The sequence below is a fragment of the Burkholderia sp. MBR-1 genome (genome assembly GCF_013822785.1).
Taxonomy (GTDB): Bacteria; Pseudomonadota; Gammaproteobacteria; order Burkholderiales; family Burkholderiaceae; genus Burkholderia; species Burkholderia vietnamiensis.
The window spans coordinates 17,242-30,585 of record NZ_CP053612.1; the positions used below are offsets into that span (position 1 = coordinate 17,242).

Annotated in this window: 14 protein-coding genes; 8 read left to right on the top strand and 6 right to left on the bottom strand. The window is 60.6% G+C overall.

Annotated elements, in window-relative coordinates; all coding sequences use genetic code 11:
• Window positions 1-218: 218 nt before the first annotated feature.
• The gene (locus tag MBR110_RS29700) at window positions 219-1,436 is read left to right on the top strand and encodes an AAA family ATPase (RefSeq protein WP_181709908.1); all 1,218 of its coding nucleotides are present in this window, start codon (window positions 219-221) and stop codon (window positions 1,434-1,436) included.
• Window positions 1,433-2,404: a ParB/RepB/Spo0J family partition protein gene (locus MBR110_RS29705; RefSeq protein WP_258570031.1), complete on the top strand. Its 972-nt coding sequence runs from the start codon at window positions 1,433-1,435 to the stop codon at window positions 2,402-2,404. Before MBR110_RS29700 ends, MBR110_RS29705 begins: the two co-directional genes overlap by 4 nt.
• 1,693 nt (window positions 2,405-4,097) lie before the next feature.
• Here MBR110_RS29705 and MBR110_RS29710 read toward each other — a convergent pair.
• Window positions 4,098-4,331: a DUF3717 domain-containing protein gene (locus MBR110_RS29710; RefSeq protein WP_181709910.1), complete on the bottom strand. Its 234-nt coding sequence runs from the start codon at window positions 4,329-4,331 to the stop codon at window positions 4,098-4,100.
• 305 nt (window positions 4,332-4,636) lie between these two features.
• Between MBR110_RS29710 and MBR110_RS29715 the strand changes: the two genes are divergently transcribed.
• From MBR110_RS29715 to MBR110_RS29740, 6 genes are all read left to right on the top strand, one after another.
• Window positions 4,637-5,488, top strand: a complete 852-nt coding sequence (locus MBR110_RS29715) for a hypothetical protein (protein WP_181709911.1) — start codon at window positions 4,637-4,639, stop codon at window positions 5,486-5,488.
• Between the two features lie 113 nt (window positions 5,489-5,601).
• Complete coding sequence (locus tag MBR110_RS29720; RefSeq protein WP_181709912.1) at window positions 5,602-5,934, top strand: hypothetical protein; 333 nt, start codon at window positions 5,602-5,604, stop codon at window positions 5,932-5,934.
• Window positions 5,931-6,263 carry an HU family DNA-binding protein gene (locus tag MBR110_RS32670; protein WP_181709913.1) on the top strand — a complete coding sequence of 111 codons (333 nt, stop codon included), beginning with the start codon at window positions 5,931-5,933 and terminating at the stop codon, window positions 6,261-6,263. The genes MBR110_RS29720 and MBR110_RS32670 overlap by 4 nt, the downstream gene beginning before the upstream one ends.
• Window positions 6,226-6,747, top strand: a complete 522-nt coding sequence (locus tag MBR110_RS29730) for a hypothetical protein (protein WP_181709914.1) — start codon at window positions 6,226-6,228, stop codon at window positions 6,745-6,747. Before MBR110_RS32670 ends, MBR110_RS29730 begins: the two co-directional genes overlap by 38 nt.
• 25 nt (window positions 6,748-6,772) lie before the next feature.
• Window positions 6,773-7,828, top strand: coding sequence for a tyrosine-type recombinase/integrase (locus MBR110_RS29735; protein WP_181709915.1), 1,056 nt, complete (start codon window positions 6,773-6,775; stop codon window positions 7,826-7,828).
• Window positions 7,829-7,960: 132 nt separating this feature from the next.
• Window positions 7,961-8,152: a hypothetical protein gene (locus MBR110_RS29740; RefSeq protein WP_181709916.1), complete on the top strand. Its 192-nt coding sequence runs from the start codon at window positions 7,961-7,963 to the stop codon at window positions 8,150-8,152.
• A gap of 584 nt (window positions 8,153-8,736) precedes the next feature.
• Here MBR110_RS29740 and MBR110_RS29745 read toward each other — a convergent pair.
• The 5 genes from MBR110_RS29745 to MBR110_RS29765 all read right to left on the bottom strand — a co-directional run bounded on the left by MBR110_RS29745 (window position 8,737) and on the right by MBR110_RS29765 (window position 12,825).
• Complete coding sequence (locus tag MBR110_RS29745) at window positions 8,737-9,249, bottom strand: hypothetical protein (protein WP_181709917.1); 513 nt, start codon at window positions 9,247-9,249, stop codon at window positions 8,737-8,739.
• Between the two features lie 303 nt (window positions 9,250-9,552).
• Window positions 9,553-9,825, bottom strand: a complete 273-nt coding sequence (locus MBR110_RS29750) for a hypothetical protein (protein ID WP_181709918.1) — start codon at window positions 9,823-9,825, stop codon at window positions 9,553-9,555.
• 33 nt (window positions 9,826-9,858) lie between these two features.
• Window positions 9,859-10,098, bottom strand: coding sequence for a hypothetical protein (locus tag MBR110_RS29755; RefSeq protein WP_258570032.1), 240 nt, complete (start codon window positions 10,096-10,098; stop codon window positions 9,859-9,861).
• A 107-nt stretch (window positions 10,099-10,205) separates the two neighbouring features.
• Entirely contained in the window at window positions 10,206-11,288 is a 1,083-nt protein-coding gene (locus tag MBR110_RS29760; RefSeq protein WP_181709919.1) for a hypothetical protein, read from the bottom strand.
• Window positions 11,289-11,814: 526 nt separating this feature from the next.
• Entirely contained in the window at window positions 11,815-12,825 is a 1,011-nt protein-coding gene (locus tag MBR110_RS29765) for a ParM/StbA family protein (RefSeq protein WP_181709920.1), read from the bottom strand.
• Window positions 12,826-13,344 lie beyond the last annotated feature (519 nt).

Below are 13,344 nucleotides of genomic sequence, written 5' to 3' on the forward strand. Positions count from 1 at the left end.
TTCTGTCCATCTTTGATCTCAGGAATATCGCGCGCGAGTAATGAGGTGAGAGATTTTGTACGCATCCCTTTTTTGTCATCTACTGTGCCGGGCGTGAACCAAGGTCGAAAAAACAACAGGTTAGCAGCGGGAGTTCATGTGACGACCCAAAACACGAGTCCATTTCTGCGTTTTCCTGTATTCTTCGTTTAGTCAATTTTTTCGTGGAAAACTCAGAAATGGCCAGCGTCAGCCAACCCAAGCCAATAGATCGAACCGTCACCCTCCAGAGAATCAGCGATTTTGCAGATGTGCTCACAGATTACGCGGATGAGCTGCGTGATCAGATTCTCGCACCGCGGCCACGGAAGGCGGCGCCGCTTTTTACAACCGGGGAGGTCGCGGAACTCTGTAGTCTGAGCCGCCAGCAGGTGCAATATCTCGCTACGAAGGGCGATGGCATCTTGCCTGCTGGCGAAACAAGTGGGACGGGGCGCAGTCGTAGTCGCCTTTTCACGCTCGCCGAAGCTCGGACCTGGGTGCAGAAGGTCGGCAACATCTTCCAGACACCTCTTGTCGCTGGTCCGAGCGATTTCGAGGGGAAGGTTATTGTTACGGCGCAGCTGAAGGGAGGATCGGCGAAGACGACGACAACGATGTGTCTCGCACAAGGGTTGTCGTTGCGGGGACGGAAGGTGCTTGTGGTCGACTTGGATCCGCAGGCATCACTCTCGGAGCTATGTGGTCTGTATTCGGAAAAGGAAGTCTCTCCCGGCGATACTGTCCTGCCGTTCGTCTACGATCAAAACTTGGAAGGTGGGCTGGCGTCGAAGGTGCAGTCGACTTATTGGGATGGCCTGGACCTTATTCCTGCGCATACCGAACTCGTTGAGGCTGACTACCATTTGCCGGCGATGCAAATGAAAGTCCCGGGGTTCAAGTTTTGGCAGGTCTTGAGGCAAGGGCTCGCACCGCTGCGAAAGCACTACGATTACATCATCCTGGACACCTCGCCATCGTTGTCGTACCTGAATCTCAACGCGCTATTGGCTGCGGATGCGATGGTCATGCCGATGGTACCTGAGAACCTCGATTTCTTCAGCTCCCTTTCGTTCTGGCGGATCTTCTCGGACATTGCGAAGTCGTTCTTGAAATACGAGGCTGACAAGGCGTACGACTTTATCTCGCTGCTACTCACCCGGGTGAACTACGGAACGACGTCGTCAGCCCCTGTGGTGCGGACCTGGGCGCAAGGTGCATATCGGGAGTGGCTTGACCCGTTCGAAATCCCGGCTAGCTCGGTGATGAGTTCCGGGGCACTCGCCTTTACCACGGTGTTCGATATCAACAGCACGCACGCTCAAAGCAAGTCACTCCAGCGCGTGAAGCAACCGCTAATGGATTATTGCAAGTGGGTTGACGAGATGTTCATCAATCAATGGAAGGCTGCACAATGACCAACAACATTCGCGATCAACTGCTCGCAAAGACGGCTGGGATCCGGTCGACCGCGGATCGGACACCGGATCCGGCGCGGCGGGCTAGCCGCACTGAGACTGCCCCTGGGATGGCAGGGGCGCTGGCGGCGGCTCAGCTTCGGGTGCAGGAGCTCGAGGCCGAAGGAAAGTCGTCGGAGATTCCGGTCGCAGAGATTTCTCCGAATCCGTGGCAGCCCCGACGGGTCTTCAACGAGGCGAAGCTTTCGGAATTGGGAGAGTCGATTCGCGAGGTAGGGTTGATTCAGCCGATCGTCGTTCGACGTGCTGAGTCCGGCTATCAGATCGTGGCTGGCGAGCGGCGTTGGCGCGTGCACAAGATGATCGGCAAGGAGACCATTAAGGCGGTCGTGATCGAGTGCTCGGACCAGGACATGATCGTGCTTGCGCTGGTCGAGAACGTCGATCGAGAAGATCTGGCGGACTACGAGATCGCGCTTTCGATCCGGCGGGCCGAGGCCGAGTTTCCCAACCGCACACGGTTGGCCGAAGCGTTGGGTTTCTCGCGGTCGGGCCTCTATAAATTCCTCGCGTTCGACAAGCTACCCGAATTCATTCGGCGCGACCTGGATCTCCAGCCGCGTGCGCTCGCCAGCAACGCCGCAGAGCAGATCGTCGCGGCGCTTAAAAAGCATGGGGAGAAGGGAGAGAAAGCAGCGCGCGAGCTTTGGCCATCCGTGTTAAGCGGCAGCCTGGATCAGGGGAAGTTCGCGTCCGCGGTTATCGCAATGGCGACGCGAAACGAGACCAGCTCATCGGCTCGAGAACGGCGAATCGAGAAGTTTTTTTCGGGAAAGGCACAAGCCGGCAGCATCACGAAGGACGTCAACAGTTTGACGGTAAAAATCAAATCGGGTGTCCTTTCCGAGGCGCAGGAGACGCGAATCCGGATGCTGATCAACGAGCTCTTCAGCGCGACTCCCGATTAACCGAAACAAGCTCAAGTGGCCCGCATCAGCGGGCTTTTTTTTCGCCTGATCGCTAGGAGGGGCGGCGCTTCCCTGGCGAGTGTCCCTAGTAGGAACACTCGCCAGGGGGCTCGCGATGGCAGATACCCGCTGTTCGGGGCGTCGTAGCGGCGCTGCCTCGATTTCTGGTGCGGGTCGCATGGTGAGGGGCAGCGGTTACCGGCCGAGTGTCCCTAGTAGGGGCACTCATAAGCGGTCTGGTTTGGCACCTACGGCCCCGGTATGTGTCCATACTAGGGACACTCCGGGTGGCTGGCCCACTGGCAGGCGATGCACCGTGATCGCCGCATTCTGGGCTACCCCGCCCACGATAATGCCGCCTCGAGACGGTGTCGGCTCGCGCCACCCTCCTACGCCTGAATGCCGCGTGACTAACGAATGACTGACCTAGAGTGGCTGCCGCATTGGGGGCAGCAGTCTTCATCGATAGCCCTTGCAGGGGCCTGAATTGGCTAGACCCGGAGCCGACGATAGTATGGAGACAGGGCCCCCCTCTCTGGAAATCTCGTCTGCGTTGCGCGCGGTGGTCACGGAGCCTATGTCGGGCTCTCCGTCAGGACTGCCGTAGACGGGGTAGCGGCTCCTACCCGCTGTTCCCATCGGGGAGTTGGTGTGGTGACCGCTGGCCACCGGAGCCGGCGCCTCCAGCGCAGCATCTCGGCGCTCGATAGGAGGGCTGCACGACACCGCGGGCGCCTAACCCATCGCCTCTGGTCGATACCGAGATGTAGGGCAATCCGACTGCGACTGCAGGGCCCGACTCGGGTCGCCGGCGACCGGGCGAATCCCGGCGCTGATCCGCGATTCCCGGGAGCAAGACGGGCCACCGAACCTCGGTGTATGTCTACTGACCGTGTGACGATCCTATTCGGCATGGGCGGGCAGCCGCGCATGCCCGGTGCGCGAGGGCGCGATTCAACTCTCCACTTGCGCGACCCAAAGTGATGTGACGCGGGCAAGATCAACCGGCCGCGCGTCACTAATAGGGATTCCTCCTGTCGACGGCTACCACGTTCGACTACAGAGTTCGGCCGGCGATACGGCCGGCCGTACACGCCCTCAATTGCTCCCGCTGGGTCATGACGTGTTGGCGACGCGGATAATCGGTCGAGCGGCTTGCCTCCACCTCCGCCGGGCCATGGCGCATGTCTGACGCGCGCCAGGCCGGCGCCTGGTATAGGCGAAGTTGGCAGCCCTTCCGAAAAGAACCGGGCCAGGAGTGATTCAGGAAGGACGAGTTGCCGAGCATAGAATTTTGGAGGGTCCCGCATGCGGGAAATCCAAGGCGGTGACTAGGCCGAGCGCGTTAGTTGACGTTCGACCGAGCGTTGGGGTCACCCCCAGCGCGTGAACCCGAGGCCACGGTTGCAGGGGAAAGCGACTGCACGGCTCGACCTGGGGGGGCGGGATGTCCCGGCGTGCAGCCACGACGGGTTCCCTTGGCGCCCCGCAACCGATTGTGTAACCCATCGGTAGCTATCCACGAGTAGGACCCGCACCGGGACGTATTGTGTAGTGGATAGATTTCCGGCTAGCGCAGGTGCGGGTTGTGCGTGACCTATCTGCGTGACTACTAAATGGGCGGCTCTTTCGTCAGTAGCTTCGGCTCGCCTACCCGACCAGCGATTTGCGGTACCGGTGCCCCCCCGGTTGACTAGTTCGCGACGTTTGCGGCGAACGCGGCTCGCCAAAGTTGGATCGCTCGACAGGCAGCCGGATGCAGGTGGCTGAGCGGTACCCTCTCGCCGCGTTCCGTGATCAGTGCCGCATAGACCTCGGCCAGGGCGTTCACCGAGGGCGAAAGCGCGCACTCATCTCCCGTCGAAGGCTCCCTCTCTCTCCAATAATTGATCGCGTTCTCGAGGTCCAAAAGCGATACGGTCTGCATGCTCGATCTCCAAATGTGATGGCGAATCTACCAACATGACGATACCGCCCAGTCGACCGAATCCAGAAACTCCCGGCGCCTCAAGCCGAGAATTGCTATCATAGTAACCCTACGATTTATGATACAAATCATATCGTTTGGTAGGAAATCACGCCGGAACGGCCCCATGGATGTCGGTCCCACCGAGTGGGCCACCCCGAGCGTGGAAAATCCAAGATGTTTCACGCCTGGAAGCGCCTAATGCCTTGCCAGTTAAGGAACCCCGGGCGTGGTGCTAGTCACGAAATTGTTCCACGGAGTTGATCATGACCGCTGTTGCAGATCGAAGCGTGCGCCCGGAATCCACCCGTCCCGACGGAGGGGCGACGGTGCAATTGGCCTTCCAGATATGCGAAGAAATGGCGGCGAGCCGCGTGATTCCGCGGGTCACCGAGGTTCATCGGCTGGTGCGAGAGCGGTTGCCCGGTAAGAATCCATCGCTCACGACCATCCAGCGGGCAGTAAGGGCGTGGGAAGACAAGACCTTTCAAATACTGCTCGAGTCGGCGTGGCGCACAGATGCTATGGCACCTGCCGATGCGACACTGGCCGTTGAAATGTTGAACCGCCTGTTTGTACATGCCAAGGATGTGGCCGCGCGGCACCTTGATCAGGAGCGCGCAGAACTAGCCCAGCAACTCGCGCAAATGGAACGGACGGTCGAGGAATCGCGGGTGGCGTTGGTCAGTGCACAATCTGCGCGCGATCTAGCACTTGCAGAAATGGAGGCCGCCCGTAAGCGCGAGGCAGAGCAGGTTGAGACGATCGCGATGTTGCGGGCCAAGGTCGCGGCGGCCGAGGCGGCAGTTCGGCAGAGCCGGGAGGAGCTAGCAAGGGCAACCGACGCGCACAGCAAGGAAGTTGAAACTTTGAGGAACGCCTCGGCTTCGCTGGACAGCGCGCGCAAGGCTGCGATGTTGCAACAGGACGGAGCGATCACGGCACGAATGCGGGCCGAAGAATCGGAAAAGCGAACCCGTGACGAAATGCGAGTGTTACAGGGAATGGTTGACTCGCTTCGTGGGCGGCTCGCTCAGGCGAGCGAAGAGGCAGCGCGCCAGCGTGGACGAGCCGAGGCGTATGAACAGCAGATGAACCAGCAGAGACCACAGGGCTAGGTGGCGCAGCGGATGACGGGGGGAGGTCGATCCGCCGATGCCGACAGCTGAACCATTTCTGAAATCGACGGTGCCACGATACGCTTGAGAGACTGGTGCCTGGGAGCTAGAGCATGGAACTGGAGCTTGGACGCGTGCTGTACAACACGACGAGTGTGCTGGAGTCGCCAGCGGACACTCGCGCGGTGTTGGTCGCGCTGAGTAGTGAGACCGAGGCATGTCGTGTGCTGCTCGCGACGGGCGAGGTGTTTATCGGAAGTGTCGCCGACATCGAATGCTGCTTCGCACCGAGTGACGAGAAGGTCGAGTTGCCACCGCTTGAGGGCAAGCCGGAGGACTTTGACCTCGTGGTCATCCAGGCATTCCAGCGGGGCGATTTTGACGAAATCCTGTTGCTGAACCAAATCGCGGACGGGAACGACTTGCGCCGGGGGCATACGGCGTGAGGAAGCGCGAACTCGCACAACAACTCGCGCAGAAGCACGGGTTGCCTGTCAACAGGGTCGAGGCCGTGCTCAACGACCTTCGAGATCACATCCTTGAGACCCTCCGGGACGAAAACGTGTTCAGTTGGCGCGGCCTCGGGAACCTTCGGGCCGTACCGTACAAAAATCCCGTATTCAACAGCCCGAGGGTTGGCGGAAAGATCGTGAAGCATGGAGCTCGACGCGCATCGTTTCAACTTGCCGTAGGCGCGCGGGCGTTCATCGAAAGGTCGGTTCAGGAGAAAAAGAAGAATGCCGCAGACCCTAGTCATCCTGCCGACGGTCAATGACCGACCGGACGACATTCGTTACGTAATCGCTGACGAGACACTTGTCGACGCCGAGCTCAAAATTCACGCCGTCCTGAACCGCTTGTCGGCGGAGGATCCCCAATACACATGGGAGACACTCGCTATACACCTCGAAGCGGCGGGGTTCGCGATCCCTCGAGTGACAATCGCGGCGCGTACCTGGAATGAGAAGGGTGGTAAAGGCGGCATCAAGTTCTTCGTGCGGTTCCCGGCGGACGCGGCGCACGAGTTCGCAGGAATGGCCGGCACGGCGTCGGACGAGATCGACGGATTCGTTCGTATCGTGCTTGAGGATCGACGCATTCTCACGGGCCATGACCGGCCATATGCCCGCGGGCAGGAGGGGCTCGAACAGGTGCCGCTCGGCCAGGTGGATGTGCCGCGCGAACAGTTCGCGTCGGAGGCTGAATACACCAGAGCAATCAACGCATTGCGCGGAGCCGATTTTGAATGCGCGGCTTGAGGACACCTTTCGCGCAGGTGCCGGAGTGCCGACCGATCAACACGCGGTAGTCGGTAATCAGGCGGCGAACGACGACGCAGTAATGAACGGCTGGGTTGCCCGCTTCCAAAAGCGGCCCCACACCGCTCGCATCTATCGCCGCGAGATCTCGCGTTTGCGGCTGTTTATGGCACGCGAAGGTGTAACGCTACGCGCATTCACGGTCGAGCATCGCCAGCGATATGTCGAGTTTTTGCTGCGGCCGCCTGAGGATCTGATCGGGCCGCGTCGTCCTCGGAGCTCGCCAACCTGGAAACCGTTCACCGGCTGCATGAACGGCGGCTCGTTGAAGCATGCAATCTCCGTCATTGCGATTTTCTTCAAGTACGCGAAGGAACGCGGCTACATCGAGTCGGACCCGATGCTGGGGGGGATCGACCTACCGGAGGTGGATGCGCCGCCAGCGCGCGCCGACCGCTATTTCGATGATCGGCAGCTGCAGATCCTGACCGACGCGATCCGACGCGTTGGCGAAGGCATACGGTGGAACCGCGGCGCAGCGAGGTGGAAGTTCGAGCGAAATCGCTGGATATTCCACCTGCTCTTGCACACCGATCTGAAACGAGCACAAGCGTGTGGCGCGCGCATGAGCGACCTCCAGTTGCAGTACATCGATGGGGGAGATCAATGGATGCTCAGTGTTCCTAATCGATCGGGCAGCCCGGTGCTGCTTCCGGTCGGCGAAGGGGCGATCGAGGCGCTGGTGCGATTCCGCCGCTTCATGCAATTACCTGAGTTGCCTGAGAGGGGGGAGACTCTGCCCCTCGTGCCACTCGAGTCCGGGCCGGACGCACGACCTTTGTCCGAGACGGGGATGTACCAGGCGCTTCGGACGCTGCTCGATCGCGCTTTGGAATTCGTACCGGCGTCCGAAACCCACTTGCGCGAGCGTGTGAGACAGGCAACTCCAAACTGGATGCGGCATTCCTTTGCTACCACGAAAGCGGCGATCAATAGGCCGGCACCGAGCGTACCGGCAGGTGCCGACGCACGAGAGGTCCGTGAGGATTTCACGCATGCGGGAGCGGTGGACCCGGAGTAGCGAGCGCGCGTTGAGGCTGTTGCGCAACAATGCGAGTGGGCCCGCGCACCGTCAGCTCGTGCGCAATTTCCGCATAAGCGGATGCAGGCCGTAGTATCAGAGGACTCTTTCTCCAGCACCGGAGGCTATCCGATGAACGGTCTCGTTCTCTTCTCCTACCACCACTCGATAGTGGATATCGTCCTCGATACCTTGGTTCGAGGCGCGGTCTATCGCGTCCTGGGAGCGGCGACGCGCGGCCACAGCCTGCAGGCGACGATTCTGATCGCGGTGTGTGTGATCGGCGGCGTAGTGATCACCCGGAAAATCCTGCGCCGGCCTTGAGCGTGCAGGGGCCGCGTGCAGTACCGCACTTCCCTCTACACAAAGAAAAAGCCCCGGCATCGAGGCAAGGGGCTATAGCGATCAGCTAGGGGTTTCGGACGGCGCCGAATGGCTGGCCCCTGCGCGAGGAGCGATCGTCTGAGGCGTTGACTCAGAGGTAGCTTCTGATGGGGGCGCGTCACCGAAAGCGAGTCGGCGCGTGTTGGCAAGCTGACGTCGACACATCTCACAGAACACAAACCAGCACATCCCTCGGTGAGAGATCACCTTCCCGTCGAGGATCAGCACGCGGCGTCGGCCCGAGTAGCCGATCCTGCGCGCGTAGTGAGTCTTGTCGGTGAGATGGTTTGCGGCGATAGGCTGGTCGATTTGTTGCTGCGTGACCGATGGCGGCGCCCAACGGCGCTCTGCGCTCGGTGGGGCCACTGTATTGGAGCGAGGCATCGCGTGTTTCTCCCATATATGGCTACCATCCGTCGGTGTGCGGGCGACCACAGGACAGGTCGGATCCACGCCGACGGAAAGAAAAAGCCTCGATCGAACTGCGATTGAGGCTTTGTAAGGTCAGAGGAGGCGCCGAGAAATCAGCGTCGTGCGAATCGTTGCATCAGCGCATGGAGGCGACCGCGCGACATTCCGAGGGATCGGCGCTTCATCGGAAGATCGACGTTGTCGACAGGGATCGAGCGAGCGCGCGGGGGCTGGTGCAGCTGCGGTTCGCCCAGGCGCGACGGGTGTCGAAAGGTGCTGTCATTTCCCGCAGGAAGCGAACTGGCAACTTGCGCTAACGATGACGCCAGATCCTCGCGCAGCAGTCGATCCGACGAAGCAAGGATCACGACCACCTTGACCGCGAAGACCAGCGCGCATATTGCACACAGAACTCCGATGAGCAGCACTGCATCGTCGGACGGTGACGCGGTATCCAGCGCGACGCCCATTCCCAAGGCTGCCAAACCACCAAACGACTCCATGCCGGTCATGGGATGCAGCATCATGAACCACGGCATGAAAATGGTCGCGGCAATCAACAGGCCGCAGAAAAACCCGAGGTGATGAATCTCCCGGAAGAATTCAATCAGTTGAAGCAGGTCCATTGCGATCTCCTAAAGGTGCCCTCCTGAGAGAGCGGTTGACATAGCCAGAGGAGATGCAAGCCGGAACTTGAAGAGACTCGTTCGAAAAAGGGGGGTGTAATCGCTAGTGCGATGACGTCCTGGTGGTAGGCCGAGGCGGTGTCCGGAGAGGAAAAAATAAAAAAAGCCCCGATGCGCATTGGCATGCAGGGCTGAGCTGAGATCAGGGAACTCGGTGTTTCGTTGCGAGAGCAGCGTCCGCCGTTGCGCGAGCCGACGCGGCTCCACAACCGAGTCAATCAATCTGACGTCATATGCTAGTTTTCAGTTTCCCGGGAGCGACTCTTCCAACTTGGCAACTCGACGTTCGAGAAGGACGACGTATTCGGCCAACTTGACGTTGCCCGGAACGCCGAGCTCGCTAGCCTTCGTCAACATTCGCTCGGTATGCTGCTCCCGCCATCGCTGCTGTTGCGCGAGTCGGAAAGCCTTGAGTTCGTCAACATGATCCGCGAAGCCATCCGTCGACTCGAGGTCCCAGTGCGGATCCTCGAGCCATTCTCGCTTGAGTACGCTGATTTCCTGTTCGGTCGCCATGACGTCTCCTCTCAAAATAAGTTGGGGAACCCATTAGGCCTTCAGACGGGTCGGGACGATTCGCAATTGGATCATGCTGAGGTGGCGTTCGGCCTCCTCTTCCGACCGAAAATAGTCGCTGTCGCGTGAGCCAGGTTCCTCGAACCCGTCGGGCCCGGTGTAGGTGGTTCCTACGTAGAAACCGGCGGCGGAGCTCAAAACCATAAGGTCGCTGTAGCCTGCTTTTTCACCTTCTGCGATTGCCGTGGCGGCCATAACTTGCGGCGATTTCATGAGAATCTCCTCGAGGACGATGGGATGACGGCACGGTGGAGCCGATGCCGAATGCATTGCCCTGGGAAATGCCTGCGGCGCGCCGGAAGCCGTTGCTGGAGGGCGTGTCATACGGTGTCCCACCACCCAAAGAACGCGCCTTCAGAGTTGGCGCCCTGCGCGATCTCTCCACTCGCGAGGGCAGTGTCATCTCCCGAACTGCGAAGTCGAAGGCGCGGTGACGCTTCGCCAGACACCTGATTGCGTTGCTCCGTGATCCGCCGCAGCGCAAGATCCGCGCCGGCGGTCTCTGCGAGCGACAACCTGGGCGGTACCACGCGGCTGTGGCGAGAAAGCAGGGCCGAGAGGTTCGTGGACGGCGGAATCAATGGCGCGAGTTCCGTGAACACCGCGGCATAGTCGACATCGCTACTCGGGTCGGCCATATGAGCTCGGACACCTGTCATAGCTGTCGGGGAGTTCTCCGAAGAGATGAAGGATGCTGCGGCGAGCTCTGCTTCGCGCAGGAGAGAGTCGGCGCGCCGCGCGGCCCGGGAAGCCAATAGCCAGGCGGAACATGCGAGGTCCACAGGCGCCCCCTTCGGAACAAAGTCGAGCAGCACGGCCAGGCGAAAGAGGCGGGCCCGCGCAACGAGCTTGGTCTGGTGGGCCGTGTCCGGCTGGATCCACAGCGGGGCCGGATACTCGATGGCGCCGGCGGGACCGACGTAGTAACTCCAATAGACCGCCCGGCGGACGTCCGGACCGCAGCAAAACAGGATCCATTGGGCTTCTGCCGCATAGGCCTCGGGCACCACGCCTGATAACGCTTGCTGGTGTTGTTGCGGCGTGGCTTTGCGAATTAGAGCCACGGTTGCCCCGTCGAGAGTCAGACCATCGACATCTGCGGCAGCCCACGGATAGACGTCCGACTGATACGCGGTCGACGTATAGGCGGAGCGAGTCTGCTGGGCGAGGGCGGCGTTCGCCGGTGCGAACCACGGCTCGTCGATCGGACCGAAGGACGTGGCGACGAGCGAGGCGCGTCCGGTTGCGCCGAGCCAAAGGTCCTCGGCGGTGAGCCCTGGTCGAAGGTTCGCGAGTGCGGCAGCGGTAGAGGGAAAAATTCGAGGGCCGCCGTCTGAAAGGTCGGACCCGGTGATCCATTCCTGCCACTCGCTGGTTGCACGGTCGAGTTGTCGTTCCGCCATTGATGGTGTCCTCACTTAGGAGTTGTTCAGCAAGTGGCGCACCATGCTGGCGTTGCGCCCGGTGTATTGCTGCGGAGGGTCTGGTTGCGGGGGATCGGGGGCGGCCTCCATGTCGGGCGAGCGGCTGTCCACTGGCAGCGGGACAGGGGCCGGTGGAAGCCCCAGCGGAGGTGGTGGTGATGCCGGCGCCTGGGGCGAGAGGACCGGTGCGGACAGCGCAGCCGCAGAACCGTGCGAAATTGCCACAGGGGCGACGTGCGAGGACGTGCCGTGAAGGCCCACAGGAGTCGCAGACGCTGCTGCAAGGAGAGCTTGCCGCCGAAAGTGCTGACAGTACTCAATACTGGCCGCTACGTCACCGGTCTTGGTGATGTACTCAAAGAGCAAGTTCTTGATTAGGCGCGACACATTCAGGTCGGTCGTGTGCAGGAAAACGAGGACTTGAGGATCACTCCCGAAGGTGACTTCGAGGTCCACGCGTCTTTTGTCTTGCCATGTGGGATTTCGTGCCCGTCCCATAACCACCTCACTGGGCGTTGCGTGCGAGATAGAGACCAAAGCGCGTAAAGCCCTCAGCGACCGAGAACTGCGGATTATCGGGCTTGATCGCGTTCGGAAAGGCTTTCTGGAATCGGTCGAAGATCAGGTCGGCACCGCCACCCGCCAAGATGATGCCATTCATCTTCCCGATGTTCCGGCCGAACCGATTCCGCGTTTCATCAATCAGCGAGTCGGCGAACGGTACGACGATCGCGTCGACGTCCGCCCCAACATTGATGTCGTTGCCGTAGTGCTTCACCGTGCGCAAACGAATTGCTTGCTCGAGCGTGCGAAGATCTTTGGGCAACGATTTCGCCTCGAGCAATTGCGAAACCTTCTGATAAACCTTGTGCACGCCGTCGGCGGACCCGAACGCGCTTTGGATCATGTCACCCTCGTCGAACATCAGGTAGTCGGCGGAGAAATGTCCGAGATCGAGGATGCCCCATAGCTCGTTATCAATGTCCCGCGTCTGCTGAATGTTGCCATCCTGCATGAAGATCAGATTCGAGAGCACGCCGTGGGGCTGCGACTGGATGCGAACCTGGACCTGGGTAGAGGTGTTACCAAGGTACCGGGTGATGAGCGAGGCTGCGCGCGCCGAAAACTCCGCCTTGTGGGTGTCGTAGTTCTCGGCGGGGAGGCCGAGAACCACGAAGAGGCGTGACGGCCGCTCAGGAAAATTCGAAAGCATCGTCTGGAGGCCGCCGAGCAGCAGTGCATCGTGCATCGGATCAAACACCCAGTCCGAGTTGAGGCCGAAAAAATCCTTGGCGCCGGACTGCTTGCGCGCAGTTTGGCCGAAGAAGAATCGTTGGCCAGCGACCTCAACAGTCTCGCGCAGTGCCCGTTCGCGGGTGGCGGCGTCGCTGATCTCGACGGCTGGTGCAACGCACGTCGGGAAGAAGGCCCTCGTACGTTCGGTGGGCGAATCGACGCGGACGGCGAGACATTTGTTCGTGCTGTGACCGATGTCAAGTGCAACGACGAGATCCATGTGTGCTCCTAAGCGTTGGATTGTGTAACACAACAGGTACCGGGAAAACGCCGGGTCGGCGTCACCGTTACACAAAGGATACGGGTGCGCGTTGCATATCGGAAATGAAAGCGGTGTGTTGTGGGACACAAATGCTTGTGTTGCAGAAATTAGCGATCCTCACGGGGAAAAAAGAAATCAGAAAGCGAAGCATATTGCGGCTAAAAAACCGCTATTCTGGGCGTTAAGGACCCCGCCGACGTGAATGTGTATCGCATTGCATTGCGATACGGGAGGGGTTGTGCAACTCAGGAACCGCTTCGCCGCGGGCGCCGACCTCCGGTCGGCGCCCGCGGCTCGCGGCGTCGGTCCTAACGCGGCTAACACGGTATCGGAAACGGCGTTACAAACATCGGCGGCGGCGGGCAAGCGCGCATCGTTCAGCGCTCAGGCACGGAACCAGGTCGGCGGTTTGCGAAGGGGCGTGGCCCTGCGCGGACGCGCGGGGCGCGAGCGCATCGCAGGGCAAGCGCAGCAGGC